At 72.6% G+C, this 25760-nt stretch carries 25 protein-coding genes; 7 read left to right on the top strand and 18 right to left on the bottom strand.

The window, feature by feature from the left end; genetic code table 11:
• The first annotated feature begins 49 nt into the window (after positions 1 to 49).
• Positions 50 to 1297, top strand: a complete 1248-nt coding sequence (locus ABT025_RS30675; RefSeq protein WP_351001572.1) for a THUMP-like domain-containing protein — start codon at positions 50 to 52, stop codon at positions 1295 to 1297.
• A gap of 24 nt (positions 1298 to 1321) precedes the next feature.
• Here the strand turns inward: ABT025_RS30675 and ABT025_RS30670 are convergent, their stop codons facing one another.
• The 8 genes from ABT025_RS30670 to tsaB all read right to left on the bottom strand — a co-directional run bounded on the left by ABT025_RS30670 (position 1322) and on the right by tsaB (position 7113).
• Positions 1322 to 1987, bottom strand: a complete 666-nt coding sequence (locus ABT025_RS30670) for a hypothetical protein (RefSeq protein ID WP_351001570.1) — start codon at positions 1985 to 1987, stop codon at positions 1322 to 1324.
• 53 nt (positions 1988 to 2040) lie between these two features.
• A complete protein-coding gene (locus ABT025_RS30665; RefSeq protein WP_351001568.1) occupies positions 2041 to 2511 on the bottom strand; it encodes a VOC family protein in 471 nt (156 codons plus the stop codon).
• Between the two features lie 63 nt (positions 2512 to 2574).
• Entirely contained in the window at positions 2575 to 3825 is a 1251-nt protein-coding gene (locus ABT025_RS30660; RefSeq protein ID WP_351001566.1) for an RNA polymerase sigma factor, read from the bottom strand.
• 107 nt (positions 3826 to 3932) lie between these two features.
• Positions 3933 to 4295: a YciI family protein gene (locus tag ABT025_RS30655; protein ID WP_351001564.1), complete on the bottom strand. Its 363-nt coding sequence runs from the start codon at positions 4293 to 4295 to the stop codon at positions 3933 to 3935.
• Between the two features lie 292 nt (positions 4296 to 4587).
• Complete coding sequence (locus ABT025_RS30650; protein ID WP_351001562.1) at positions 4588 to 4872, bottom strand: hypothetical protein; 285 nt, start codon at positions 4870 to 4872, stop codon at positions 4588 to 4590.
• Positions 4869 to 5978 (bottom strand): tRNA (adenosine(37)-N6)-threonylcarbamoyltransferase complex transferase subunit TsaD, encoded by a 1110-nt coding sequence (gene tsaD / locus ABT025_RS30645; protein ID WP_351001560.1) that lies wholly within the window; start codon positions 5976 to 5978, stop codon positions 4869 to 4871. Before tsaD ends, ABT025_RS30650 begins: the two co-directional genes overlap by 4 nt.
• Entirely contained in the window at positions 5978 to 6469 is a 492-nt protein-coding gene (rimI, locus tag ABT025_RS30640) for a ribosomal protein S18-alanine N-acetyltransferase (protein WP_351001558.1), read from the bottom strand. The genes tsaD and rimI overlap by 1 nt, the downstream gene beginning before the upstream one ends.
• On the bottom strand, positions 6466 to 7113 hold the full coding sequence (gene tsaB / locus ABT025_RS30635; RefSeq protein WP_351001599.1) for a tRNA (adenosine(37)-N6)-threonylcarbamoyltransferase complex dimerization subunit type 1 TsaB: 648 nt from the start codon (positions 7111 to 7113) through the stop codon (positions 6466 to 6468). Before tsaB ends, rimI begins: the two co-directional genes overlap by 4 nt.
• A gap of 195 nt (positions 7114 to 7308) precedes the next feature.
• Here tsaB and ABT025_RS30630 point away from each other — a divergent pair, with 195 nt between their 5' ends.
• On the top strand, positions 7309 to 7845 hold the full coding sequence (locus tag ABT025_RS30630) for a hypothetical protein (RefSeq protein ID WP_351001556.1): 537 nt from the start codon (positions 7309 to 7311) through the stop codon (positions 7843 to 7845).
• A gap of 336 nt (positions 7846 to 8181) precedes the next feature.
• Here ABT025_RS30630 and ABT025_RS30625 read toward each other — a convergent pair whose 3' ends face one another.
• The 9 genes from ABT025_RS30625 to ABT025_RS30585 all read right to left on the bottom strand — a co-directional run bounded on the left by ABT025_RS30625 (position 8182) and on the right by ABT025_RS30585 (position 17516).
• Entirely contained in the window at positions 8182 to 8352 is a 171-nt protein-coding gene (locus ABT025_RS30625; protein WP_351001554.1) for a hypothetical protein, read from the bottom strand.
• A gap of 141 nt (positions 8353 to 8493) precedes the next feature.
• On the bottom strand, positions 8494 to 9090 hold the full coding sequence (gene tsaE, locus ABT025_RS30620; RefSeq protein WP_351001552.1) for a tRNA (adenosine(37)-N6)-threonylcarbamoyltransferase complex ATPase subunit type 1 TsaE: 597 nt from the start codon (positions 9088 to 9090) through the stop codon (positions 8494 to 8496).
• Between the two features lie 39 nt (positions 9091 to 9129).
• Positions 9130 to 10350: an alpha/beta fold hydrolase gene (locus ABT025_RS30615; RefSeq protein WP_351001550.1), complete on the bottom strand. Its 1221-nt coding sequence runs from the start codon at positions 10348 to 10350 to the stop codon at positions 9130 to 9132.
• 131 nt (positions 10351 to 10481) lie between these two features.
• On the bottom strand, positions 10482 to 11651 hold the full coding sequence (gene alr / locus ABT025_RS30610; RefSeq protein ID WP_351001548.1) for an alanine racemase: 1170 nt from the start codon (positions 11649 to 11651) through the stop codon (positions 10482 to 10484).
• An 82-nt stretch (positions 11652 to 11733) separates the two neighbouring features.
• The gene (locus tag ABT025_RS30605) at positions 11734 to 12120 is read right to left on the bottom strand and encodes a DUF488 domain-containing protein (protein ID WP_351001547.1); all 387 of its coding nucleotides are present in this window, start codon (positions 12118 to 12120) and stop codon (positions 11734 to 11736) included.
• Positions 12121 to 12165: 45 nt separating this feature from the next.
• Positions 12166 to 13632, bottom strand: coding sequence for an NAD(P)H-hydrate dehydratase (locus ABT025_RS30600; protein WP_351001545.1), 1467 nt, complete (start codon positions 13630 to 13632; stop codon positions 12166 to 12168).
• 39 nt (positions 13633 to 13671) lie between these two features.
• The gene (locus ABT025_RS30595) at positions 13672 to 14040 is read right to left on the bottom strand and encodes a holo-ACP synthase (protein ID WP_351001543.1); all 369 of its coding nucleotides are present in this window, start codon (positions 14038 to 14040) and stop codon (positions 13672 to 13674) included.
• A gap of 28 nt (positions 14041 to 14068) precedes the next feature.
• The gene (gene glmS, locus ABT025_RS30590) at positions 14069 to 15916 is read right to left on the bottom strand and encodes a glutamine--fructose-6-phosphate transaminase (isomerizing) (protein ID WP_351001541.1); all 1848 of its coding nucleotides are present in this window, start codon (positions 15914 to 15916) and stop codon (positions 14069 to 14071) included.
• Between the two features lie 118 nt (positions 15917 to 16034).
• Complete coding sequence (locus ABT025_RS30585) at positions 16035 to 17516, bottom strand: MFS transporter (protein ID WP_351001539.1); 1482 nt, start codon at positions 17514 to 17516, stop codon at positions 16035 to 16037.
• A 134-nt stretch (positions 17517 to 17650) separates the two neighbouring features.
• On the opposite strand from ABT025_RS30585, the gene ABT025_RS30580 reads away from it, so the two are divergent.
• The 3 genes from ABT025_RS30580 (at position 17651) to argG (ending at position 21149) form a co-directional block, all read left to right on the top strand.
• The gene (locus tag ABT025_RS30580; RefSeq protein ID WP_351001537.1) at positions 17651 to 18637 is read left to right on the top strand and encodes an Lrp/AsnC family transcriptional regulator; all 987 of its coding nucleotides are present in this window, start codon (positions 17651 to 17653) and stop codon (positions 18635 to 18637) included.
• A gap of 215 nt (positions 18638 to 18852) precedes the next feature.
• Complete coding sequence (locus ABT025_RS30575; protein WP_351001535.1) at positions 18853 to 19281, top strand: VOC family protein; 429 nt, start codon at positions 18853 to 18855, stop codon at positions 19279 to 19281.
• Between the two features lie 422 nt (positions 19282 to 19703).
• A complete protein-coding gene (gene argG, locus ABT025_RS30570; RefSeq protein WP_326738122.1) occupies positions 19704 to 21149 on the top strand; it encodes an argininosuccinate synthase in 1446 nt (481 codons plus the stop codon).
• Between the two features lie 225 nt (positions 21150 to 21374).
• Here the strand turns inward: argG and ABT025_RS30565 are convergent, their stop codons facing one another.
• A complete protein-coding gene (locus tag ABT025_RS30565; protein WP_351001532.1) occupies positions 21375 to 23411 on the bottom strand; it encodes a CLIPPER-2 domain-containing protein in 2037 nt (678 codons plus the stop codon).
• A gap of 234 nt (positions 23412 to 23645) precedes the next feature.
• Here ABT025_RS30565 and coaA point away from each other — a divergent pair, with 234 nt between their 5' ends.
• Together coaA and ABT025_RS30555 are read left to right on the top strand one after the other, a co-directional pair.
• Positions 23646 to 24641, top strand: a complete 996-nt coding sequence (gene coaA, locus ABT025_RS30560) for a type I pantothenate kinase (RefSeq protein WP_326738120.1) — start codon at positions 23646 to 23648, stop codon at positions 24639 to 24641.
• 18 nt (positions 24642 to 24659) lie between these two features.
• Positions 24660 to 25625 (top strand): DUF389 domain-containing protein, encoded by a 966-nt coding sequence (locus ABT025_RS30555; protein WP_351001530.1) that lies wholly within the window; start codon positions 24660 to 24662, stop codon positions 25623 to 25625.
• Positions 25626 to 25760: the final 135 nt, after the last annotated feature.

The raw sequence follows: 25760 nt of genomic DNA, 5'->3' as shown, positions 1-25760 counted from the left end.
CGCCCGCCCCGACGGTCCCCCCGGCTGGCGCGCAGCCGACTGGCCCACAATGGGGCGGGTGAACGCTCTCTCCCCGACCGGCCCGTCCGACGCCCCCGACCCGCTCGCCGCCTTCCTGGCCCTGCGCACCGCCGAGGGCGCCGAGCTGCTGGCCGGGCTGCGGTCGTACGACCCCGCCACCGAACTGGCCACCGCCACCCGGCTGCGCCGCACCCACCCGGCCGCCCTCGTCTCGGCGGCGCTGGGGCAGGCCCGGCTGCGGCAGCGGGCGGTGGCGAAGTTCGGGGCCGAGGACGCGCACCGGATGTTCTTCACACCGAACGGGGTCGAGCAGGCGACCCGTACCTCGGTGGCCGGCTACCGCGCCCGCCGGTTCGCGGACGCCGGGGTGCGCAGCGTCGCCGACCTGTGCTGCGGGATCGGCGGCGACGCGATCGCCCTGGCCCGGGCGGGGATCTCCGTGCTCGCCGTGGACCGCGACCCGCTGACCGCCGAAGTGGCCCGCGCCAACGCCGCCGCGCTCGGCCTGGACGCGCTGATCGAGGTGCGGTGCGCCGACGTCACGGAGATCGACACCTCGCCCTACGACGCGGTCTTCGTCGACCCGGCCCGCCGGGGCGGACGCGGCCGGATCTTCGACCCGGAGGCGTACTCCCCGCCCCTGTCCTGGGCGACGGCGGCCGCGCTGAAGGCTCCCCGAGCGGCACTGAAGATCGCCCCGGGTGTCCCGCACGAGGCGATCGGGCCGCAGGCGGAGGCCGAGTGGATCTCGGACGGCGGCGACGTGAAGGAGGCGGTGCTCTGGTTCGGCGAGGGCTTCGAGGCGGGTTCGTACCGCGCGACCCTGCTTCCGTCGGGCGCCACCCTGTCCGCTCCGGCCGCGCTGCCCGCCCCGCCCGTCGGTCCGGTGGGCCGCTATCTGTACGAGCCTGACGGCGCCGTGATCCGGGCGCATCTGGTCGCCGGGATCGTGGAGCGGTGCCACGGACGGCTGTTCGACGAGATGATCGCGTACGTCACGAGCGACGAGCTGTACGAATCCCCGTACACCGCCGGCTACGAGATCACCGATCAGCTCCCCTTCAACATGAAGCGGCTGAAGGCGCTGCTGCGGGAGCGGAAGGTCGGCGTCCTCACGGTCAAGAAGCGCGGCTCGGCGGTCGAACCGGAGGAACTGCGCCGGAAGATGAAGCTCCAGGGCCCGAACGCGGCCACGGTCTTCCTGACCCGGGTCGCGGACGCGCCGACGATGCTGATCGGCCGTCCCGTGACCGGCCCGGAGGCCCGCCGCGGGTGACTGCGGCCGACCTCCGGGCCGGGGTCAGCGGTGGGTTCCCCCGCCGAAGGAGAGCAGGGGCTCGGGCGCGGCCGCACCGGCCAGCGTCCGCAGGACCCAACGCCGGTGCCAGAAAGCCTTGGTGACGCCGATGAGGCCGATGAGCCAGCCGATGAAACCGAGACCCATGATCAGGGCCATCAGACCGTAGGTGTCGTCTCCCCGGACCGCACCCGCGGGCACCGCGAAGCAGGCGTACAGCCCGAAGGCGCAGAGCGCGAAGGAGCCCAGCAGCCAGGCCAGGCTCGCACCGGGCAGCCGGAACGCGGCGTCGCTCGCCGCATCACGGTCCAACGCGCCCCACTGCCCGAGCAGTCGGCGTATCCGCCGGTCCCGGCGCAGGCCGATGACGACGAGGATGACCGCGGGCACCAGGCAACAGGCCCCCATGACCAGCATGATCGCGCCGATGGCGGCGCTGAAGATGTCGTACGACTGCTCGAAGGTGACGAACGCTGCGCCGATCAGCGCCCAGCCGAGCGCACCGACCGCTCCCCACATCCACAACAGCCCCAGGCGTCCGGGCCCGATGTGCATCTTCACCAACGCGCCCAGGATGAGGGCCCGGTCGGCGAGCAAAGCCCCCCGGTCGGGCCAGGTGCGTATCTCCACGGGCGGCGGGGGCGGCGGAAGCGCTGAGCGAGCGGACATGGGCCAGACCCTACCGAGCGCCGGGCGCGGCCCCACGCCCGAGTGACCGCCTCTCAGGCGTTGCGCAGGGCCTCGATGTCGAGGCGCTTCATGCCGAGCATCGCCTTCATGGCGCGGGCCGCCTTGTCCGGGTCCGGATCGGTCAGGGCCTCACCGAGACCGGGCGGGATGATCTGCCACGAGACGCCGTACTTGTCCTTGAGCCAGCCGCACTGGCTCTCCTGGCCGCCGTCCGCGGTGAGCTTGTCCCACAGCTGGTCCGCCTCCTCCTGCGACGCGCACTCCACGGAGAGGGACGCGGCCTCGGTGAAGGGGAACTCGGGACCGCCGTCGAACGCGATGTACTCCGCGCCGTCCAGCTGGAAGCGGACCGTCATCACCGCTCCCGCCTCGCCCGGCGAGGCTGCGGTCCAGCGGGTCACGTCCAGGACGCGCGAGTCGCCGCCGATGACGGAGATGTAGTGGTCCGCAGCCTCCTCGGCCTGGTTTTTGTCGAACCAAAGGAACGTGGTGACCTTCTGCATGGTCTTCTCCTCACTGGGTGGTGCGGAATGCCGTGCAGGGTAGACCGGCGCCGGGCCCGGAACTCATCGGCCGGCCCGGTCCAGCAGCAGCGCCCGTTCCCGCTCGTTGCGGGTGAGCTCCGCCGCCCGTACGAACTCGGCGCGGGCCTCGTCCGTACGCCCCATCCGCTCCAGCACATCCCCGCGCACGCTCGGCAGCAAGTGGTAGCCCTTGAGCGCGGGGTCGGCGGCCAGGGCGTCGACCAGGGCGAGGCCGGCTGCGGGGCCCTCGGCCATGGAGACGGCGACGGCCCGGTTGAGCTCGACGACCGGTGACGGGGTCAGTGCGGCGAGACGGTCGTACAGCGTGACGATGGCGGCCCAGTCGGTGTCCTCGTAGCGCACCGCCCGGGCGTGGCAGGCGGCGATGGCGGACTGGAGGGCGTACGGCCCCAGGGTCTGCCCCGCCTCGGCAGCGGTCCCGCTCGCCCGGAGCAGGGCCGCGAACCCGCGGCGGATGAGCAGCCGGTCCCAGCGGGCCCGGTTCTGGTCGGCGAGAAGCACCGGCGCCCCGTCCGGTCCGGTCCTGGCGGCGGTGCGCGAGGCCTGGAGCTCCAACAGGGCGGCCAGCCCGTGCACCTCGGGCTCCTGGGGCATCAGCCCGGCCAGCACCCGGGCCAGGCGCAGCGCGTCCTCGCAGAGGCCCGGGCGCAGCCAGTCGTCACCGGCGGTCGCGGCGTACCCCTCGTTGAAGACGAGGTAGATGACTTCGAGCACCGATCCGAGCCGGGCGACGCGCTCGGGGCCGTACGGCACCTCGAAGGGGACACCGGCCCGGCCCAGCGCCCGCTTGGCCCGGACGATCCTCTGGGCGACGGCCGGCTCGGTGGTGAGGAAGGCGCGGGCGATCTCCTCGGTGGTGAGGCCGCCCAGCAGGCGCAGGGTGAGCGCGATACGGGCGTCGGTGGAGAGCACCGGATGGCAGGAGGTGAAGATCAGCCGGAGCAGGTCGTCGTCGATCCGGTCCGGGTCCGCGGCGCCCGGGTCCGGTTCGCCGGAGACGCTGTCCAGGTCGCGGCCCATCTCGGCCAGCTTGCGGGCGTACGTCTCGCGGCGGCGTACGAGATCGATGGCGCGGTGCTTGGCCGTGGCCATGAGCCAGGCTCCCGGGTTGTCCGGGACGCCCGACTCCGGCCACTGTTCCAGCGCGGCGACCAGGGCGTCCTGCGCGAGTTCCTCGGCGATGCCCACGTCCCGGACGATCCGGGCGACACCGGCGATGATCCGCGCGGACTCGATCCTGAATACCGCTTCAACCGCGCTCGCTGCCGTCACGGCCACCCATCAGAGCAGCCGTGACGTACCCGGGCAAGCGCGACCGGCCGGTCGGCCGGCGGTCAGCGCGTGCGGTACCCCGGCGAGCGCGAGCGGCCGGCCGGCGGTCAGCCGGTCGCTTCGTCGATGGCCCGGATCTCGGAGGTGACGCTCCAGCTCTCCGGGTGGCACCGCAGGAACCGCTTGGTCCATTCCAGTGCCTCGTCCTTGTCCTTGCACTGGAGGATGGCGTACCCGCCGACGACTTCCTTGGTCTCGGTGAAGGGCCCGTCGGTGTAGCTGAGCTTGCCGCCGGCCCAGTGGACGCGGGTGCCCTGGGCGGTCGGGGTGAGGCCGGCCGTCTCCAGCATCACGCCCGCCTTGTTGATCTCCTCGAACAGGGCGCCCATGCGCTTCTCGAAGTCGGGGTCGGGCTCGAACCCGGCGGCGGCCTGCTCGTCGATGCGGATGAGTGACATGAAGCGCGGCATGGTGACTCCTCGGTCGGGAGGGCGGGGACCTCTTCCCCGCCTCTCACCCTTGCGTCGAACGGGACACGGCCGGATCGACATCTCCCCCGGAATTCTTCTGAGATATTTCCGGCCCGGCCACCGGACCGGCTGCCGGGACGGCTGCCGTCCCGGCAGCCGCCGTCCACCCGCTGCTTCCCCGAGACGGTCACCGCCGAGGACGCGGCGGAGCTGCCCCGCCTCACCGCGATCAAGGACGACTGGCGGACGTACGCCGCCGACTACGAGGTGGCCGACGAACTCGACGCGATCATCACCGGTCTGCTGGCCCGAGGGACTCGAAGCGCCAGCGGTGCACCGGCCGGGTGACGATCCCCGCCTCCGGCTCGGGCAGCTCCGGCAGCTCGTCGCCGTGGGCGCCGTCCCACCAGGTGATGACCAGGACCCGGTCCTGCGGGGCGCGCAGCAGCTCGCTGCGCAGGGGCGGCCGCTCCAGCTCACCCGCGCGGGCGCGCGCCCACTCCAGCAGTTCCGCGCCCCGGCCCTCGGTGGCCCGGGCCTCCCACATCAGGGCGACGACCGTACCGTTCCCGTTCATGAGTACAGGTTGTCCTTGCTGATCTCGTGCACATGGTCGTGCGAGTGGCTGTGCCCGTGCCCGGCGCCCGGTACGTGGGTCTCGGTGACCGGCAGCGAGGAGTCGGCCGAGAGCTCCAGGTCGGATGCGGGCCGGTTGCGGGCCACCATCTCCGCGCCCAGCGCGGCGACCATGGCCCCGTTGTCGGTGCACAGCCCGGGCCGGGGCACGCGCAGCCGGATCCCGGCCCGCTCGCACCGCTCCTGCGCAAGCGCCCGCAGCCGCGAGTTGGCCGCGACACCGCCGCCGATCATCAGGTGGTCGACGCCCTCGTCCTTGCAGGCGCGGACGGCCTTTCGCGTGAGCACGTCCACCACGGCCTCCTGGAAGGACGCCGCCACGTCCCGTACCGGCACCTCCTCGCCCGCGGCGCGCTTCGCCTCGATCCAGCGGGCCACGGAGGTCTTCAGGCCGGAGAAGGAGAAGTCGTACGCGGGGTCGCGCGAACCGCTCAGGCCGCGCGGGAACGCGATGGCCTTCGGGTCGCCCTCCTTCGCGAGACGGTCGATGACCGGACCGCCGGGGAAGCCGAGGTGCAGCACCCGGGCGATCTTGTCGAAGGCCTCGCCCGCCGCGTCGTCGATGGTCGCGCCGAGCGGCCGTACGTCGTTGGTGATGTCGGGGGCGAGCAGCAGCGAGGAGTGCCCGCCGCTGACCAGCAGCGCCATCGTCGGCTCGGGCAGCGGGCCGTGCTCCAGCTGGTCGACGCAGATGTGCGAGGCGAGGTGGTTCACGCCGTACAGCGGCTTGTTCAGCGCGTACGCGTACGCCTTCGCCGCCGAGACTCCCACGAGGAGGGCGCCTGCGAGTCCGGGGCCCGCGGTGACGGAGATGCCGTCGAGGTCGCGGCCGGTGACGCCGGCCTCCTTCAGGGCGCGCTCGATCGTGGGGACCATCGCCTCCAGATGCGCGCGGGAGGCGATCTCCGGGACGACGCCGCCGAAACGGGCGTGCGTGTCGACGCTGGACGCGACGGCGTCGGCGAGCAGCGTCGTCCCGCGGACGATGCCGACGCCGGTCTCGTCGCAGGAGGTCTCGATGCCGAGTACGAGCGGTTCGTCAGCCATCAGTCAGTCTCGTTTTCTTGTACGTGGAGGCGCATGACGAGTGCGTCGATGTTGCCCGGCTGGTAGTAGCCGCGCCGGAAGCCGATCGGTTCGAAGCCGAAGCGCTCGTACAGCTTCTGCGCCCGGGTGTTGTCGACCCGGACCTCCAGCAGCACCTCGGCGCACTCGAAGGCCGTGGCGTGCTTCAGCAGATCGGTCAGGAGCTCGGAGCCGAGCCCGCCGCCCCAGTGGCCGCGGGTGACGCCGATCGTCTGTACGTCGGCGAGGTCGCCGGCCGCGGCGAGGCCCGCGTATCCGACGATCCGGCCGGAGACCGGGTCCTCGGCGACCACGTAGCGGCGGGTGGCCTGCGGGCCGCGGGCGTGTGCCAGTTCGGACCAGAACATGCCGGCCGACCAGGCGTCGTCCGGGAACAGTTCGTGCTCCAGATCGAGCACCGGATCGATGTCCCACCAGCGCATCTCGCGCAGCACTGCGGTCGTGGCGGTCACTTCGGCGTGACCACCTTGTAGTTCTTCGGGACCTGCGCGTCGGGCCTGCGCAGGTAGAGCGGCTGGGGCGGCAGCAGCTCCGTGCCCGCGGCGAGGTGTTCGGCGGCGAGGGCCGCCATCGCGCCGGCGGCGACGTGCTCGGGGCCGCGCGCGTCCGGGAACGCGTCCGGGTAGAGCACCGCGCCCGCCCCGACGACGGGAAGGCCGGCGAGCTGCCCGGCGATATCGGCGGGCCGGTCGACGGCGGGTTCACCGGTCCGGGTGCGGAGGTCCTCGTACCGGGCCCAGTACACCTCCTTGCGGCGGGCGTCCGTCGCGACGGCGAACGGGCCCTCCACCCCGGCCTGCCCCGCGGCGTACGCGAGAGCGTCCAGGGTGCAGATGCCGTGCACGGGCACGGACAGCGCCGAGCCGAAGGCCGCGGCTGTCACCAGGCCGACCCGCAGTCCGGTGTACGGGCCGGGGCCGACCCCCACGACCACGTCCGTCACGGCGTCGAGTGTCACACCGGCCTCGGCGAGGACCCGGTCGACGGCGGGCAGCAGCAGCTCCCCGTGCCTTCGGGCGTCGACCTGACCGGACTCGGCGACGACGCGGGTCCCGTCGTGGAGGGCGACGGTGACGGCGGGGGTGGCGGTATCCATAGCGAGCAAGAGCACGCAAACAGCCTACGGCTCCGCCGCGGGCCGTACCGCGCCCCGTACGGCGTCCTGGTGCGGGGGTGCTCCGGTGCTACCGTCACCGGGTATACGCGGAGTACGTGTAAACGCTTGTACGACTTACAGCGGACTGCAACGGCGAAAGAGGCACGAACGGTGGCAAGGGGCAGCTCGGGAATCGTGGCCGCGCTCACTGCGGCGGCCGTGGCCGTGGTCGGATTCCTGGCCTACCAGGCATCGGCGAACGTCCCCGACAACCTCTCCGTCACACCGAAGGCGTCCAGCAGCGCGCCGGCCACGGGGGGCCACGCAAAGCCGAAGGCGACGAAGGACCCGCTCGCCGTCCCCGCCGCGTCCGGCACGGGCATGCGCGTGGTGTACGCGCTGGGTGACCGCCGGGTGTGGCTGGTGAACGCGAAGAACAAGTCGACCCGGACCTTCAAGGTGATGCCGAGCGCGGTGAGCGCACTGCCGGGCACCTACCCGGTGAGCTCCCGCTCCGGCAGCGTCACGGGCTCCGACGGAGTACCGATCGAGCACGTGGTCCGGTTCGCGACCAATGACGACGTGGCCATCGGTTTCAGCGCCGCGCAGGACGGCACGATGGAGAGCCCGGACCCGACGCTGAAGGCGGGCGGCGTACGGATGTCCCGCGAGGACGGCAACGCGGTGTGGACGTTCGCCACGGTGGGCGTGAAGGTCGTCGTCGTCCCCTGAGTGCTGTCCCCCGGGCGGTCGGCCGCTGTCTTCGGCCACCGCACGGTGCGTTTCCCGGCCGACGGCTCGGATCTCCGCATTGCGTTTCCGCTGCCTCACGAGGGAAGGCGGCCGGGATCACACAGCCGAGATTCAGGCCGTCGGAGAGAACCTGCAAGGGGTCCGCGAGCGTCTCGGCGAGGCGGTACTCGCTGATGCCGCTCATCGAGATTCGTACCAGTTTCCGACCGAAGATCCTGCTCACCGCCGGGCCGCCGCAGAACAGGTCTTCGCCGCAGAACAGATATTCACCGCGGAACGGGGCGGGAGCAGCCGGGCGGGAGCAGCCGGGCGGGCTCAGGCCCGCTTCGTGTTCGCTCCCGTGCCCTCGCACGGCGTGGGAGCCACTCCGCGCGGGCGGGGTGCGACCGGCGGAGTGGAGACCGCGTCGGCAGCCGCCCCGGCGGCGAGCAGGTCTCTCATCGATACCGCCCGCGGCGGCTGCACGTCACGCTCGGATGTCGGCATGGACGCCTCCTCGGGCTCCGGGTGGAAGGCACGGTTAGGCAGACCTAACCTGCTCTCGCCCTCCATGTCACCACGCCCGCACCGCCCCGCGCAACAATGTGCCGACACCATGTCGGGAAACAGCCCGGTGGCGACGGCCTCTCAGGCCCCCGCCACGTCCCACGGGGCCCAGGACTCCGCACGCAGCCCCGCCCACCGTGTGCCGACGCCCAGAAGCGTCACATCGCGCCGTTCGTCGTCCGTGTCACCGACCGCTCGGTCGATCAGCACCTGGAGCCGGTCGTCGGAGAGCTCCTCGACCTTGCCGTCGCCCCACTCGACGACCACCACCGAATCCGGCAGCGACACATCGAGGTCCAGGTCCTCCATCTCGTCGAGCCCGCCGCCCAGGCGGTACGCGTCGACGTGGACGAGCGCCGGGCCTTGGCCGAGCGGGGGGTGGACGCGGGCGATCACGAACGTGGGGGACGTGACGGCGCCGCGCACGCCCAGTCCCTCGCCGAGACCACGGGTCAGGGTCGTCTTCCCGGCGCCGAGCTCACCGCTGAGCATCACCAGGTCGCCGGGGCGCAGCACGCCGGAGATCCGGCGGCCCAGGGCCTGCATCTGTTCGGGTGATTCGACGGCCAGCGTCACGGCGACGGTGTCGTGCGCGGTGTCCCGCGCGATGCCGGACGCCGTCCCGTGCGCGGTGTCTCCGGCAGGCTCGGCCGCCGGGCTGTTGTGCGGTGCTTCCATGCCCGCCAACGTTAGAGGATTCGGCGACGGCCCCGGCCCTCACCCACGGGCCTCGGAGGACTCCGGTACGGCTCCGGCCCGCACCAGCAGGTCCGCCAGCCGGTCCGTCACCGTCTCCGGGTGCTCCAGCATCACCAGGTGCCCGGCATCCGGGACGATGACCAGCTCCGCGTCGGGCAGCTGGTCCGCGATCGCCTCGCTGTGCGAACTGGGTGTGACCAGGTCCTTGTCGCCCGCCAGGATCAGCACCGGCACCTCCCTGAACAGTGGCAGCGCGTTGCTCTTGTCGTGCTCGGCGAAGGCCGGGTAGAACTCCGCGACGACGTCGATCGGCGTGGACTCGATGAGCCGCTCGGCGAACCGCTCGACCGCCGGGTCCACGTCCCGCGAGCCGAACGAGTACCGCTTGATCAGCCCGGCGAACAGATCCGCGGTCGCCCGCCTCCCCCGCTCCACCAGCTCCGCCTGCGAGCCGAGAGCCTTCAGTACACCGGGCAGCACCCGCCGTACCGCGTTCACGCCCGCCACCGGAAGCCCGAAGCTGACCTCGCCGAGCTTCCCGCTCGACGTGCCGACGAAGGCGACGGCCGCGACCCGGTCGCGCATCAGGGCCGGGTACTGGTCGGCCAGCGCCATGATCGTCATGCCGCCCATGGAGTGCCCCACCAGCACCACGGGCCCCTCGGGGGCGGCCGCGTCGATGACGGCCTTGAGGTCGCGGCCGAGCTGGTCGATGCCGACGTGCACGCCCTGCGCCTGCGCCCGGCCGCGCTCGGAGCGGCCGTGGCTGCGCTGGTCCCAGTGGACGGTGCGCACGATGCCGCGCAGGGCCGCCCGCTGGAAGTGCCAGGAGTCCTGGCTGAGGCAGTAGCCGTGGCTGAAGACGACCGTCACCGGGGCGGGGGCCTTGCGCCCGAAGAGACGGCGCCTGCGCGGACCGGCGGCGGAGCCGGGGGGCGTGCCGCCCGTTCCCGTACCGCTGCCCGGGTCGACCTCGTCGATCTCGTAGTACAGCTCGGTGCCGTCGTCGGCCGCCGCCCGGCCCGGCATACCGCGCAGCGAGCCGTACGGTCCGGTGGCGTCCAGGGCCAGCCTGGCCCGCTTGCGCATGCCACGGCCGACCGTCAGCCGCTCGACCGCGACCCCGGCCGCCGCGCCTGCGGCGATCACACCTATGGCGGCCCCGGCGATCCCCGCCCGGCGCCAGCCGGCCGCCGAAGCGGCCGTCGCCACCGCCTCCACCCCGCTGATCTCACTCACCGTGCCGCGCTCCTCGTCGGTCGTGTCGTGTCCGTCGGGTCAGGGCCGAAGGGCCGGCCCGGTCTCCTGCGACCTTGTCCGGCCGTTCCAGGACGTGCTCAGATCGTGCCTGGTCAGAGGTGCTTGTTCGGTCAGGACCCGGCCGATCGGCCCTCCGGCGTTTCGTCGTCCCGGTAGACCCGCGGCACCCTGCCGCTGATGCGGGTGACGATCTCGTACGCGATCGTGCCGGCCGCCCGCGCCCAGTCCTCGGCGCTCGGTTCGCCCCGGTCCCCCGGGCCGAACAGCACGGCGTCGCTGCCCACCGCCGGCTCGTCCCCGTGGAGGTCGACGACGAACTGGTCCATGGCCACCCGGCCCGCGACCGTGCGCCGGACACCGCCGACCAGGACCTGACCGAGGCCCGAGGCGTGGCGCGGAATGCCGTCCGCGTACCCCAGCGGCACCAGGCCGAGCGTGGTCTCCGCGGACGTCGTGTAGTGGTGCCCGTAGCTGATGCCGTGACCGGCCGGCACCCGCTTGACCAGGGCGACGGACGCGGCGAGCGTCATCACGGGACGCAGTCCGAAGTCCGCCGGGGTGCCGAGCTCGGGGCTGGGCGAGATGCCGTACATGGCGATCCCGGTCCGCACGAGGTCGAAGTGCGACTCGGGGACCGTCAGCGTCGCCGGGGAGTTCGCGATGTGCCGCACCTCGGGCTCCACGCCGGCCTTCTCCGCGTACGCCACCATGTCGCGGAACGTGTCCAGTTGCGCGGCGATGGAGGGGTGGCCGGGCTCGTCCGCGCAGGCGAAGTGGGACCAGAGGCCGGTGACGCGGAGGGCTCCCGCCTGCTCCGCCGTGCGGGCGGCGGCGACCAGTTCGGGCCAGTCGGCGGGCTGGCAGCCGTTGCGGCCGAGGCCGGTGTCGGCCTTGAGCTGGACGCGGGCGGGCCGGCCCGCGTCGGCTGCCGCCGCGGTGACCTCGCGCAGCGCCCACATGCCGCTCACCGACACGTCGATGTCGGCCTCGATCGCCTCGCGCCAGGGTCCGCCCGGCGTCCACAGCCAGCACATCATCCGGCCGCCGATTCCGGCCGCGCGCAGGGCGAGCGCCTCGTGCGGGGTGGCGGTGCCCAGCCAGGTGGCGCCCGCTTCGAGCGCGGCGCGTGCGCAGCGCTCCGCCCCGTGCCCGTACGCGTCGGATTTGACCACGGCCATGAGTTGCGCCCCGGACGCCCGGGCCCGCAGAACGCGCACGTTGGCGCGGAGTGCGGCGAGGTCGATCTCGGCACGGGCTCTCAAGGACGCTGTCTCGTTCATCGCGCCCAGTCTCTCACTGGCGTACGGCGGGACCCTCGGGCGGCGGCCGCGGCAGGGCGCGGCGCGCGGGTGGACGTGCACGTCAGCGGCGGTGCAACTCGTGCTCCACATGGTCGACGAGGACCGGGACGTGGCTGCGCGGGACGTCCTTGACCGCCGTGACCAGTGTCACCGGACCGCCCTCGCGCACCAGCGCAGTCAGCTCGTCCACGGCCGCCGCGTGCACGGGGTCGGCGAGCTCGGCGCGGTAGCGGTCCACGAAGGTGTCGTACCGGGTGCCGGAACGGTCCTCGTGGTACCAGGAGCGCAGCTCGTCCGACGGGGTGAGGTCCCTGAGCCAGCGGTCGATCGCGGCCCGTTCCTTGGACACACCGCGCGGCCAGAGCCGGTCGACGAGGACACGGGTGCCGTCGCCTTCCTCCTGGGGGTCGTACACCCGCCGTACCCGCACGTCACCACTGCTGCCCACGACCGATCACTCCCTCGCTGCCGCCACATCCGGGCCCAGCATCACTCAGGCCCGTACGTCCCGCCATGCCGCCGTGATCGCCTCCGCGACGTCCTGCGCGGCGACCGGGGAGCCGTCGGAGGCGTGTCGGGCGGCGAGGCCGTGGAGGTGGGCGCCGACGGACGCGGCGTCGCGCGGGGCGAGGCCCGCGGCGAGCAGCGAGCCGGTCAGCCCGGAGAGCACGTCGCCGCTGCCCGCGGTGGCCAGCCAGGACGTGCCGGTCGGGTTGACCCGTACGGGCGTGTGCGGGGCGTCGGTGGCGATCAGGGTCGTCGACCCCTTGAGCAGGACCGTGGCGCGGAACCGGGAGGCGAGTTCGCGTACGGCGGCGAGCCGCCCCGCCTCGACCTCCTCGCGCGGTACGCCGAGCAGCGCCGCGGCCTCCCCGGCGTGCGGGGTGAGGACGGTGGGCGCGGTGCGCGCCCGTACGACGGCGGCGTCCAGCAGTCGCAGCCCGTCCGCGTCGACGAGCACGGGCACGTCCGTGGCCAGCACGTCGGAGACCGCCTCGACGGCGTCCGTGCCGTCGCCGAGGCCCGGCCCGACCACCCATGCCTGCACGCGCCCGGCCTTCGACGGCGGGCCCGCGTGGACGAGGGTCTCCGGGTGCCGCGCGATGACGGCGTCGGCCCCCGGCCCGACGTAGCGCACGGCCCCCGCCCCGCCGCGCAGCGCCCCGGAGACGGCCAGCACCGCGGCCCCCGGGTAACGGGCCGATCCGGCGACGATGCCGACGACGCCGCGCCGGTACTTGTCGCTCTCCGCGGCGGGCACGGGCAGCAGGGCGGCGACGTCCGCGTACTGGAGCGCCTCCAGATCGGGTACGCCGGGGAGTTCGGCGCCGAGCCCGATGTCGACGAGGTGCAGGGCGCCGGCCCGTTCGGCGGCCGGGTCGACGAGCAGCGCCGGTTTGTACGCGCCGAAGGTGACGGTCGCGTCCGCGTGCACGGCGGCCCCCAGCACCTCGCCGGTGTCGGCCTCGACGCCGCTCGGCAGGTCGACGGCGACGACGGGCACCCCGTGGGCCGTGTAGTGCTCCACCACGGCGGCGGCGTCGGGCCGCAGTCCGCCGCGCCCGCCGATGCCGGTGATGCCGTCCACGACGAGGTCGATGTGCCCGCCCCAGTCGCGGTGCGGGGCGGCATCGCCGCCGTCCATCACCCGGCCGCCGGCCGCCAGCAACGCCGCGGTCCCGCCCTCGTGGGCCCGGCCGGGCGAGACGCGTACGGCCACGACGCCCGCGCCGCGCCGGGCCAGCCGGGCCCCCGCGTACAGCGCGTCGCCCCCGTTGTCGCCGCTGCCGACGAGGAGGACGACCCGGGAGCTGTAGACGCGGCCGCCGCGCCGCAGCAGATCGGCGCAGGCGGCGGCGAGTCCGGCGGCGGCGCGCTGCATCAGCGCACCCTCCGGGAGCCGTGCCATCAGGGCCTGTTCGGCCGCCCGTACGGTCGGGACGCTGTAAGCGGTACGCATGGCTCCAACGTACGCAGGAATCCGCGTCCGCGCCCCGGCTCAGCCCTCCGCGATCACCACCGCCGAGGCGATGCCCGCGTCATGGCTGAGCGACACGTGCCACTGCCGGACGCCCAGCTCCACGGCGCGCGCGGCAACGGTGCCCCGGACCCGCAGCCGGGGCTGCCCGGTCTCCTCGACGTACACCTCGGCGTCCGTCCACAGCAGCCCGCCGGGCGCGCCGAGCGCCTTGGCGAGGGCCTCCTTGGCGGCGAACCGGGCGGCCAGCGATGCGATACCGCGCCGCTCACCGCCGGGCAGCATCAACTCACTCTCCACGAATAGGCGTTGAGCCATCTGCGGCGTACGCTCCAGCGCCGCGTCGAACCGCTCGATCTCCGCCACATCGATCCCGACCCCGATGATCACGTACGCACCCTCACTGTTGACTGCCGGCTCACTCCACGGTGACGGACTTCGCCAGGTTGCGCGGCTGGTCCACCTCGTTGCCGCGGGCCGTCGCCAGCTCGCAGGCGAAGACCTGCAACGGCACGGTCGCGACCAGCGGCTGAAGCAGAGTAGGCGTTGCGGGGATCCGGATGAGGTGGTCGGCGTACGGAACGACCTCCTCGTCGCCCTCCTCGGCGATGACGACGGTGAGGGCGCCGCGGGCCCGGATCTCCTGGATGTTCGACACGATCTTGCCGTGCAGCACCGAGCGCCCGGCCGGGGACGGCACCACGACGACGACCGGCAGCCCGTCCTCGATGAGCGCGATCGGCCCGTGCTTGAGCTCACCGGCGGCGAACCCCTCGGCGTGCATGTACGCGAGCTCCTTGAGCTTCAACGCGCCTTCCAGGGCGACCGGATAGCCGACGTGCCGGCCGAGGAAGAGCACGGTGTCGTGCGAGGCGAGCGACCGGGCCAGCTCACGCACGGGCCCCATGGTCGCCAGGACCCGGTCGACGGACCCGGAGATCTCGGAGAGCTGGCGGATGACGGTACGGATCTCGTCGCCCCACTTGGTCCCGCGCACCTGGCCGAGATAGAGGGCGACGAGGTAGCAGGCGACGAGCTGGGTCAGGAACGCCTTGGTGGAGGCGACGGCGACCTCGGGGCCGGCGTGCGTGTAGAGCACGGCGTCGGACTCGCGGGGGATGGTCGATCCGTTCGTGTTGCAGATGGCGAGGACCTTCGCGCCCTGCTCGCGGGCGTGCCGCAGCGCCATCAGGGTGTCCATCGTCTCGCCGGACTGCGAGATGGCGATGACGAGGGTGTGCGGATCCAGGATCGGGTCGCGGTAGCGGAACTCGCTGGCGAGTTCCGTCTCGCACGGGATCCGGGTCCAGTGCTCGATGGCGTACTTGGCGATCATCCCGGCGTGGAACGCGGTCCCGCAGGCGACGATCACCACCTTGTCGACCTCGCGCAGCTCACCCCGGCTGATCCGCACCTCGTCGAGGTGAAGCGTGCCCTCCGGGTCGATCCGGCCGAGGAGGGTGTCGGTGACGGCCTTGGGCTGTTCGGCGATCTCCTTGAGCATGAAGGAGGCGTAGCCGCCCTTCTCGGCTGCGGAGGCGTCCCAGTCCACGTGGTACGCACGCACCTCGGCGGGCTCCCCGTCGAACCCGGTGACCACGACCCCCTCCCGCCGCAGCTCGACCACCTGGTCCTGGCCGAGCTCGATCGCGGAGCGGGTGTGGGCGATGAACGCGGCGACGTCGGAGGCGAGGAAGGCCTCGCCGTCGCCCACCCCGACGACGAGCGGCGAGTTCCGCCGGGCCCCCACCACCACGTCGGGCGCGTCCGCGAACACGGCGACGAGCGTGAACGCGCCTTCGAGGCGCAGGCAGACCTGCCGCATCGCCTCCGCCGGGTCCGCGCTCTGCGAGAACGCCTCGGCGAGCAGGTGGGCGACGACCTCGGTGTCGGTCTCGGAGAGCAGGTCGTGGCCGCGCCGGCCGAGCTCGGCCCGCAGTGCGGCGAAGTTCTCGATGATCCCGTTGTGGACGACGGCGACGCGTCCGGCGTTGTCGAGGTGCGGGTGTGCGTTGACATCGGTGGGGCCGCCGTGGGTCGCCCACCGGGTGTGCCCGATCCCGGCGCTGCCGGCCGGCAGCGGCCGCTCCACCAGCACCTTCTCCAGGTTGACGAGCTTCCCGGCCTTCTTGGCGGCGGCCAGCCCCCCGTCGGCGAGGATCGCGATCCCGGCGGAGTCGTACCCCCGGTACTCCAGCCGTTTGAGACCGGCGACGACGACGTCCTGCGCCGACTGCCCACCGACGTAACCCACGATTCCGCACATAGTGGTCCTTTCCTGGTCACCAGCCCCTGTTCTTCGCATAGTCGCAGAAGCAACCACTATTTCAAGCCCACGAACCAGGCCGGTCGGGCACGTCGAGCCCGTCGGGCCCGGCCCTCATCTACCGCGCGGACACCCGCGGCGCCTCCGGCACCGGGCTCCCGGCACCCTCCCGGGCCCCCTTCACCAGCACCAGCACCGCCACCCCCGCGACCATCCCCGCCACTCCGGCCACCGCGGCCGCGGTGTTCAGCCCCGACGCGAACGCCGCCCGCAGCGCCTGCTCCGGCACCCCCGCCGCCCGCAGCCCCGGCGCACCGCCGCCCGCGAGGGTGTGGGACCGCCCGTCGCTCAGCGTCTCCCCCATCCGGGAGGTCAGCACCGTCCCGAACACCGCCACCCCGAAGGCGTACCCGAGCTGCCGGAAGGTGTTGACCGCGCCGCCCGCCATGCCCGCCCGCTCCGGCTCCACCGCCGCGAGCGCGGCGCCCGCGAGGGCCGGGGACACCAGCCCGGTGCCGATGCCCGCGACCACGAGCCCCGGCAGCAGCGCCGGCCACGAGGAGCCCGCGCCGAGGACCGCCTGGCCGAGTGTGCCGACGCCGATCAGGACGAGCCCGACGCCGATGGTCAGCCTCGGCTGCACCCCGTGCAGCAGCCGCCCGCCGACGGCCGCCACCACGAACGCCGTCGCGGCCAGCGGCAAAAGGGCCAGGCCGCCCTGGACGGGGCTGAGCCCGAGCACGGTCTGCAGCCAGATCGAGGTGTACGGCAGGACGGCGAAGGCCGCCATGTTGTACGCGAGCGCCCCGGCCATCACGCCGGTGAACGCGGACTTCCGGAACAACGACAGCTCCAGCAGCGGGTGTTCGGCGCGCCGCTCGACGAACACGAAGCAGAGCAGGGCGAGCACGGCGATCCCGAACGTGGCGAGCGTGCGCCCCGACGTCCATCCCAGGCTCCCCGCCCGTACGACGGCGTACGTCGCCGCCGCCGCGAACACCGCGAAGCTCGCGGTCCCCGCCCAGTCGATCCGCCGGTTCCGCGCCCCGTGCGACTCGGGCACGGTCCGGGCCGTCAGCCAGACCGCGGCGACACTGACCGGAAGGTTCACGAAGAAGATCCAGCGCCATCCGGGCCCCTCGGTCAGCAGCCCGCCGACCACCGGCCCGATCGCGGCGGCGCCCCCGCTCACCGCGCCCCACAGCCCGAGCGCGACGGACCGTTCCCTGCCCCGGTAGACGGAGGCGAGCAACGGCAGCGTGGTCGCGAACATCGCTGCCGCGCCCACCCCCTGGACCCCGCGCGCCGCCACCAGCAGCGCGGGCGACGAGGCGAGCCCGCAGGCCAGCGAGGCGACGGCGAAGAGCACGACGCCCGCGACATGGACCCGGCGCCGCCCGAGCAGATCGGCTGCGGCCCCGATGCCGAGGAGCAGCGCGGCGAGCGCGAGCGCGTAGCCGTCGATGACCCACTGCAGATCGGAGAGCGACGCGTCCAGCGCCCGTGCCATGTCGGGCAGCGCCACGATGACGATCGTGACGTCGAGCAGCAGCATGAACGTCCCCAGACAGACCGCGGCGAGCGGCCCCCACTTGCGCATGTGTTTTCTCCCTGTAGGCCTGGACGGCTTCGGTGTGGCCGGCGACCACCCCCGTACGATCGGAGAGGCGCGGCCGAAACCACCGGCCGGAGTCCGCCAAGCGACGGAATCCGACATGAACGAGGCCATCACTCATGGAATCCAGCACAGTGGGCGACGCCCTCGACCTCCGGATCCTGCACGCGCTGGAGCTGGACGCCCGCGCCCCGTTCAGCCGGATCGCGGCCGTCCTCGGCGTCTCCGACCAGACCGTGGCCCGCCGCTTCCGCCGGCTGCGCTCCGAGGCGGACCTCCGGGTCGTCGGGGTCCGCTGCGCGGCCGCCGAGGACCCGCTCGACCACTGGCTGCTGCGCGTGCGCTGCGCGCCCGAGGGCGCGACAGCCATCGCCGAAGCCCTGGCCAAGCGCCCGGACACGGCGTGGATCGGCCTCACTTCGGGCGGTACGGAGGTGACCTGCACGGCGAACGTCCGCTCCCGGGACGACGCGGACGACCTGCTCCTCGGCAAGCTGCCGCGTACCCCGCACATCGTCGACATCCGCGCCCACCAGTTGCTGCACCGCTTCTACGGCGGCCCGTCCGGCTGGCTCCACAAGAGCGGCGCGCTCTCCCCCGGCCAGGCAGCGGCCCTCACCGCCACCACCCCCCTCCCGGACCACCCCGGCCCGGCCGTCATCACCGCCGAGGACGAAGCACTGGTCGCGGCGCTGGAGGCGGACGGCCGGGCCACGTACCCCGAACTCCAGAAGGCGACGGGCCGCTCCGAATCCGCGGTGAAACGCCGCATGGACCGGCTCGTGGCATCGGGCGCGCTGTACGTGGACGTCGAGTTCGACGCCGCCCCCTTCGGCTTCCGTCACCCGACCATGCTGTGCATCACCGCCGCGCCGCGCGCCCTCCACACGGTGGGCGAGGCACTCGCCACCCACCCGGAGGTCGCGTACGCGGCGGCGACCACGGGCCCGTCCAACCTGGTGGCGGTGGTGATCACCCGCGACACGGGCCACCTGTACCGCTACCTGAGCGAGCGTCTGGGCGCGCTGGAGGGCGTCGAGCACGTGGAATCGATGCCGTTCCTGCGGCGCGTCAAGCAGCTGACGTACCGGCCGTTCCGGGGGTAGCAGGAGGCGCTGAGCAGTCAAGGACGGAGGACCTGCAGGACACGGCCCGCGCAGGAGGCCGGCCGTCGCCCCCGACGGGTGCGGCTGCCGAGGGACTGACCGCGCGCCGGGCCCCGGGCCGGCAGGCGGAAATCTGCTTGAGCCCCGGATGATCACGTGGCAGGCTCGCCGGCCTTGCCCGGGATCACCGGGCCGCACGACGACATGGAGGGCCGATGGCACCGATCAAGCAGTTCCAGGTCACCTTCGACTGCGCGGAGCCCGAGCGCCTCGCGCGCTTCTGGTGCGAGGTACTGGGATACGTCGTGCCGCCCCCGCCCGAGGGGTTCACCACGTGGGACGAATTCACGCTCTCGCTGCCACCTGAGCAGCGGGATGCATGGTTCGCCTGCATCGACCCGTCAGGTGTGGGCCCGCGCCTGTACTTCCAGCGCGTCCCCGAGGGGAAGGCTGCCAAGAACCGGCTGCACCTCGACGTGCGGGTCGGCACCGGGCTCGTGGGCGAGGAGCGCCTCGCCGTGCTTGAGGCCGAGTGCGCGCGGCTGGTCCCGCTCGGCGCGGTACACGTGCAAACGCTGTACGACGGCAAGGACTCCTGCATCCCGATGCAGGACATCGAGGGCAACGAGTTCTGTATCGACTGAGGGGCCGATGACCCCGACGACCGATGGCAGGGTCCTCCTGAGCGACGCGCCGGAACCCGGACCCGCCTCCGACGAGGCGCTGATCGGAGTGGAGGCGTTCTCCGTCAACCGGGGCGAGACGTTCCAGCCGGACGGGCGGCTCGACCGGCGGTGGTCTTCAGGGGCCCGGCCCAGGCCCGTATCGCCCACTTCGACACACCCGCGCGGACACGACGTACGCCGACGACCTCGCCACGCTGGTCCGGCTGGTGGCGGGCCCCGCTGCTACCGCCGCCGCGCGACGGCGGCAGATCCGGGCACGACCGCGCCGACCTGTCGATCTGCCTCCCTGGATGCTCCGTGCCATGGTGGGTTTCCGGGGTCCGGGGGCTCAGAATCCACCTCGCGTTGCATGATCATGCGAGATGATGCATAATCTTCCTATGTCTAAGGTCCTCACCTCCCTGCCCACCGGCGAGCGCGTCGGCATCGCCTTCTCGGGCGGCCTCGACACTTCGGTCGCGGTCGCGTGGATGCGCGACAAGGGCGCCGTCCCGTGCACCTACACCGCCGACATCGGCCAGTACGACGAGCCCGACATCGCCTCCGTGCCCGGCCGCGCCAAGGCCTACGGCGCCGAGCTCGCGCGCCTGGTCGACTGCCGTGCGGCGCTCGTCGAGGAGGGGCTGGCCGCGCTCACCTGCGGGGCGTTCCACATCCGCTCGGGCGGGCGCGCGTACTTCAACACCACGCCACTCGGCCGCGCCGTCACCGGCACGCTCCTGGTGCGGGCGATGCTCGAGGACGACGTACAGATCTGGGGCGACGGCTCCACGTACAAGGGCAACGACATCGAGCGGTTCTACCGCTACGGTCTGCTCGCCAACCCGCACCTGCGGATCTACAAGCCCTGGCTCGACGCGGACTTCGTGACCGAGCTCGGCGGCCGCAAGGAGATGTCGGAGTGGCTGGTCGCCCATGACCTGCCCTACCGCGACAGCACGGAGAAGGCGTACTCCACCGACGCCAACATCTGGGGCGCCACCCACGAGGCCAAGACGCTGGAGCACCTGAACACCGGCGTGGAGACCGTCGACCCGATCATGGGCGTGAAGTTCTGGGACCCCTCGGTCGAGATCGAGACCGAGGACGTCACGATCGGCTTCGACCAGGGCCGCCCGGTCACCATCAACGGCGAGAAGTTCGACTCCGCCGTCGACCTGGTGATGAAGGCGAACGGCATCGGCGGCCGCCACGGCATGGGCATGTCGGACCAGATCGAGAACCGGATCATCGAGGCCAAGAGCCGCGGCATCTACGAGGCCCCCGGCATGGCCCTGCTGCACGCCGCGTACGAGCGCCTGGTCAACGCGATCCACAACGAGGACACCCTCGCCCAGTACCACAACGAGGGCCGCCGCCTCGGTCGCCTGATGTACGAGGGCCGCTGGCTGGACCCGCAGGCGCTCATGGTGCGGGAGTCGATCCAGCGCTGGGTCGGCACCGCCGTCACCGGCGAGGTGACGCTGCGGCTGCGGCGCGGCGAGGACTACTCGATCCTCGACACGACGGGCCCGGCGTTCAGCTACCACCCGGACAAGCTGTCCATGGAGCGCACCGAGGACTCCGCGTTCGGCCCGGTCGACCGGATCGGCCAGCTCACGATGCGCAACCTCGACATCGCCGACTCGCGCGCCAAGCTGGAGCAGTACGCGGGCCTCGGCCTGATCGGCACCGCCAACCCGGCCATCGGCGCGGCCCAGGCCGCCGCCACCGGCCTGATCGGGTCGCTGCCCGAGGGCGGCGCCCAGGCCATCGCCTCCCGCGGCGAGGTCTCCGAAGCCGACGAGATGCTGGACCGCGCCGCGATGGAGTCCGGCACGGACTAGGGCTCCGAGCGGCCCGAGCGCCTGATTGAGCGTGTGCCCGTGCGGGTCATGGGGTGCTCCATCCGCGGCGCCGTCGAATCCGGCAGGGAACTCCCTTCCGAGGTGCGGGAGTTGACCAACGACTCTCGACACCGGGTGAAGGGGGACGTCTCCCGCTCCTCTTCGGACGCGGACCGGCCCGGCGCCGTGGGGCGCCGGGCCGGTCACTCCGTCAGGCGGGCCGGATCAGTGCGAGTGTCCCTTCCGCGAGCCGTGCGACGCCGTCTTCCACCGGCGTTGCACCAGGATCAGTGCTCCGCCCGCGGCCGCGGCCGCTGCGGCGATGCCCAGCGGGAGGAGCATCGGCGCTCCGGTGTCAGGCATCTGGCCGCCGTGACCGCCGGAGTTCGTGGACGTCGGGTCCGGCCACGGCCGGGAGTGCGTGGGAGCCGGGCTGGGACTGTGGGTGTGGGTGTGGGTCGGAGTGGGCGTCGGGGTGTGAGTCGGCGTCAGTGTGGGAGTCGGCGTCGGTGTGGGAGTGGGCGTCGGTGTGGGAGTGGGAGTCGTCGGCTTGGTGACCTCGATCGTCGCCCGGTCCGGCGGGGACTTCACCGCGCCTCCGTTGCCAGACGCGACCGCGTTGTTCACCACACTCCCCCGCTCCGCGTCGTCCTCCCCCACCACATACGTGCCCGTACAGGTGGTGCTGTCGCCCGGCATCCCCTGTGCGGCCAGCGTGGTGGACTCACAGGTGACACCTTCGAGGCGGTCGTCCTGGATCAGGAGATCCTCGACCGGGCTGTCCGTGACATTGCCGACCACATAGCTGTACGCCACCTCGTCCCCGGTCTCGTACGGGTGCGAGTCGTCCACCTGCTTGTCGAGAGTCAGACCGACCTTGCCGCCCAACGGCAGATCCACACTCGACGGCGGGGAAGAGATCTCGGTGCCACCGTTCCTCCCCGTGGCCTCCGCGGTGTTGTGGACGTAACCGCGTACCGCGTCGGCCGTGGTGACGGTGTAGGAACCCGTACACGTCGCCGTCGCCCCGGGCGCCAGGGTGGTCACGGGGCAGGTCACCGGTCCGACGATGGGATCGTCCACGGCGACGTCGGTCAGCTCGGTACCCCCCGAGTTCGTCACCACGAACTCGTACGGCACCCGCGTGCCCGGCACGATCACGTCGGGCAGCGGCTCCGCGAGGCTGACCTGCTTCACGAGGTTGAGCTCGGGCAGCGGCTTCAGCGAGCGGGCGGAGAGCGTACGGATGAGGTGGACGTCCGTGAACAGCCCGGTCGACGCGGCGAATCCGAACTTGTACGTGGCGGGGACCGGCTGCGGCGCGGCCGTCTCCAGCACCTGCTGGGCGCCCTTGCCGTCGCGGAAGTCGACCAGCACCGTCAGCATCGGGTCGGGCGCCGGGCTCACGCGCACCGTCACGGTGCGGCGGGACGCCTCCAGGATCTGCTGCGCCGCTTCGGGCGTCGTCCCCGCGGGGAGGTCGGCCGCGGTGGTCGGCCCCTGGAGCTTGCCGGGAAGCGTGGACGGCCAGGGTGCCGAAGTCGTCAGGTTGCTGGTGGTGGCGGCCAGGAAGCAGTAGCCCTCGATGCCGTGGCCGGGCCCCCGCACCGTGACCATGTTGCTCCCCGGGCCCGGAACCCGGAATCCCGTACCGGCGGGGGATCGTCGCTCGCAGCCGTTGCCGCGATGTTCCCAGTCCCCGAAGTAGTTCCCCAGGACGTCCAGGCCGACGCCCAGATATCCATGGTCGACACCCGGCACGAATCTCATGCTCGCGTCGTCGTTCGGCAGCTTCTGGGCATAGCCGAGGCTCCCGCCGAACGCCCCGGGCCCGGACAGATCGGATGCCCCGTCCACCAGGAAGAACGAGATGCCGTCCGCCGGATTCGCGACCGGCGTGCCCCCGTACTGCCACTGGTCGAAGGAGACCTCCAGCCCCTCGTTCGCGGGCAGTGCCTTGTTGTGGACCACCGCGGAGGCCCTGTCGTTGCCCGCGTCCGTCAGCTGGAGGTAGCCGTACGGTGCCCCGTTGCGCGGCGGTACGGGCCCCACCGCCGTGTCGGAGCAACCGCCCAGCGGATGCGGCGCGTTGCCTGCGGGCGGCTGCTCGGGCGCGGCCCCCGTCAAGCAGGCCGGTCCCACCGCTTCGAAGTCTCCGTTCGCGGTCGCTCCGGTGAAGGTCTCCTCCACCAGGGTGGGCGACACCGCTGCGGCACTGCTCCCCGTGGCCGGCGCGGCGCCGGGCAGGAGGGAGACCGCCATGATCGCTGCCGTCAGAGCCAGGGCTCCGGTCGACAGCGCAACGCGCGGTTGGCGGGCCTGCACAGAATGAGGTCTTAGCATAAATGAGACAATATGTACGGTTCTGTGCAGATTGGTGCGGCACGCCGCAGGCCACCCTCCCCGCCCCCCATCCGCCGGAACCCGGCCCGTACCCGTCCCCCACGTGACCGAGCCCACCCTCCACTCCGTTAAAACTCCCGCAACAATGAACCCGTGATCACTTCGCCGACACGGAGCACGAACCGACGCGCCGAGCCCGCCGCGACGCCGTACGTCGACCTCTCCCGGGCGGAGTGGAGCGCGTTGCGCGACAAGACGCCGCTGCCGCTGACCGCCGACGAGGTGGAGCGGCTTCGCGGGCTCGGGGACGTCATCGACCTGGACGAGGTGCGGGACGTCTACCTGCCGCTCTCGCGCCTCCTCAATCTGTACGTCCAGGCCACGTCCGGGCTGCGCGGCGCCCTGAACACCTTTCTCGGGGACGCGGGCAACGGGCACGGGGAGCAGCGCGGGACCCCGTTCGTCATAGGGGTCGCGGGCAGTGTCGCGGTGGGCAAGTCCACCAGCGCCCGTATCCTCCAGGCACTGCTGGCCCGCTGGCCGGAGCACCCCCGGGTGGAGCTGGTGACCACGGACGGCTTCCTGCTGCCGATGAAGGAGCTCCACGCGCGCGGGCTGATGTCACGCAAGGGCTTCCCCGAGTCGTACGACCGGCGCGCCCTGACCCGCTTCGTCGCCGACATCAAGGCCGGCAAGGACGAGGTGACCGCCCCCGTCTACTCGCACCTGATCTACGACATCGTGCCGGACGAGCGGCTCACCGTACGGCGCCCGGACATCCTCATCGTCGAGGGGCTGAACGTGCTGCAGCCCGCCCTGCCCGGCAAGGACGGCCGCACCCGGGTCGGGCTCGCGGACTACTTCGACTTCAGCGTGTACGTGGACGCGCGGCCCGAGGACATCGAGACCTGGTACCTCAACCGCTTCCGCAAACTGCGCGCGACGGCGTTCCAGGACCCGTCCTCGTACTTCCGCAAGTACACCCAGGTCTCCGAGGCGGAGGCGATGGAGTACGCGGCGACGATGTGGCGGACCATCAACAAGCCCAACCTCGTGGAGAACGTCGCACCGACGCGGGGCCGTGCCACGCTGGTGCTGCGCAAGGGCCCCGACCACAAGGTCCAGCGGCTGTCCCTGCGCAAGCTCTGAGCCCGGAAAGGGTGCACCGTGCTGCATCTGCGCCTGATCGTCCCCGCCGACCGAACGGACGAGGTGACGGGCCTGCTGGAGCGGACCGTCGGCACCGCCCATCTCGCGGTGCTGCCGGGGGTCGCGCGCGATCCGGTCGGCGACGTAGTGCTGTGCGACGTGGCGCGTGAGGCGGGCGACGAGCTGATCGGGGCGCTGCGGCGGCTCGGGGTCGCCGAGTACGGGGCGATCACCGTCGAGAACATGGACCTGACGCTGTCCGCGCGCGCCGACCGGGCCGAGGAGGCCGCTCCGGGCGAGGGCGCGGACGCGGTGCTGTGGGAGGAGCTGACGGACGTCACCCACGAGGAGTCGACGTTCACCATCACCTATGTGTCGTTCCTCGCGGTCGCGACGATGCTCGCGGCCTGCGGTGTGATGCTCGACAACGCGATCCTGATCGTGGGCGCGATGGCGGTGGGTCCGGAGTTCGGGCCGCTGGCCGGGATCTCGACCGCGCTGGTGCAGCGGGCCCCGCGGCTGGTGCTGCGGTCCCTGTGGGCGCTGGTCGGCGGTTTCGTCGTGGCGATGGTGCTGACGGCCGGCTTCGCCTGGCTGATGGACGCCTTCGGCCTGTTCGACGCGTCGATGATCGAGGCGGGCCGGCCCAACACGGCGTTCATCTGGCAGCCCGACTGGATGTCGTTCGTGGTGGCGTTCCTCGCGGGCATCGCCGGGACGCTCTCCCTCACGTCGGCGAAGTCCGGGGCGCTGATCGGCGTCGCGATCTCGGTGACGACCGTGCCCGCCGCGGCGAACGCGGCGGTCGCGTTCAGCTACAGCGACTACAGCCAGATGACGGGGTCCCTCCAGCAGCTGCTGGCGAACCTCGGCGGGATCGTGCTCGCGGGGACGCTGACACTGCTGGCCCAGAAGGGCCTGTGGGTGGTGGCTCTCCGCCATCAGCGGGCGCACCCGAAGCCGCCCGTGGCCACGGACGCGTAGCCCGGTGGGGGGGGGGGGGGGGGCGCCCCCCCCCCCCCCCCCCGGGGCCCCCCCCCCCCCCCCACCCCCCACAGGCCCGAGGGGGGCGCCCGCCCCCCCCCGCGCGGACGTGGGCGCCGGCGCCCAGAGGCCCCC

Source organism: Streptomyces sp. NPDC002809 (assembly GCF_040295435.1).
Lineage (GTDB): Bacteria > Actinomycetota > Actinomycetes > Streptomycetales > Streptomycetaceae > Streptomyces.
This window is presented reverse-complemented; position numbering and strand designations above follow the sequence as displayed.

Coding starts and splice junctions, on each gene's coding strand:
- ABT025_RS30650 (WP_351001562.1), bottom strand. CDS start 4,872: ATGAACGGGAACGGTACGGTCGTCGCCCTGATGTGGGAGGCCCGGGCC.
- ABT025_RS30670 (WP_351001570.1), bottom strand. CDS start 1,987: ATGTCCGCTCGCTCAGCGCTTCCGCCGCCCCCGCCGCCCGTGGAGATA.
- tsaB (WP_351001599.1), bottom strand. CDS start 7,113: ATGGATACCGCCACCCCCGCCGTCACCGTCGCCCTCCACGACGGGACC.
- glmS (WP_351001541.1), bottom strand. CDS start 15,916: ATGTGCGGAATCGTGGGTTACGTCGGTGGGCAGTCGGCGCAGGACGTC.
- ABT025_RS30665 (WP_351001568.1), bottom strand. CDS start 2,511: ATGCAGAAGGTCACCACGTTCCTTTGGTTCGACAAAAACCAGGCCGAG.
- alr (WP_351001548.1), bottom strand. CDS start 11,651: ATGAACGAGACAGCGTCCTTGAGAGCCCGTGCCGAGATCGACCTCGCC.
- ABT025_RS30575 (WP_351001535.1), top strand. CDS start 18,853: ATGGCACCGATCAAGCAGTTCCAGGTCACCTTCGACTGCGCGGAGCCC.
- ABT025_RS30655 (WP_351001564.1), bottom strand. CDS start 4,295: ATGCCGCGCTTCATGTCACTCATCCGCATCGACGAGCAGGCCGCCGCC.
- ABT025_RS30625 (WP_351001554.1), bottom strand. CDS start 8,352: ATGCCGACATCCGAGCGTGACGTGCAGCCGCCGCGGGCGGTATCGATG.
- ABT025_RS30600 (WP_351001545.1), bottom strand. CDS start 13,632: ATGCGTACCGCTTACAGCGTCCCGACCGTACGGGCGGCCGAACAGGCC.
- ABT025_RS30585 (WP_351001539.1), bottom strand. CDS start 17,516: ATGCGCAAGTGGGGGCCGCTCGCCGCGGTCTGTCTGGGGACGTTCATG.
- ABT025_RS30580 (WP_351001537.1), top strand. CDS start 17,651: ATGGAATCCAGCACAGTGGGCGACGCCCTCGACCTCCGGATCCTGCAC.
- ABT025_RS30565 (WP_351001532.1), bottom strand. CDS start 23,411: ATGGCGGTCTCCCTCCTGCCCGGCGCCGCGCCGGCCACGGGGAGCAGT.
- tsaD (WP_351001560.1), bottom strand. CDS start 5,978: ATGGCTGACGAACCGCTCGTACTCGGCATCGAGACCTCCTGCGACGAG.
- argG (WP_326738122.1), top strand. CDS start 19,704: ATGTCTAAGGTCCTCACCTCCCTGCCCACCGGCGAGCGCGTCGGCATC.
- ABT025_RS30675 (WP_351001572.1), top strand. CDS start 50: ATGGGGCGGGTGAACGCTCTCTCCCCGACCGGCCCGTCCGACGCCCCC.
- tsaE (WP_351001552.1), bottom strand. CDS start 9,090: ATGGAAGCACCGCACAACAGCCCGGCGGCCGAGCCTGCCGGAGACACC.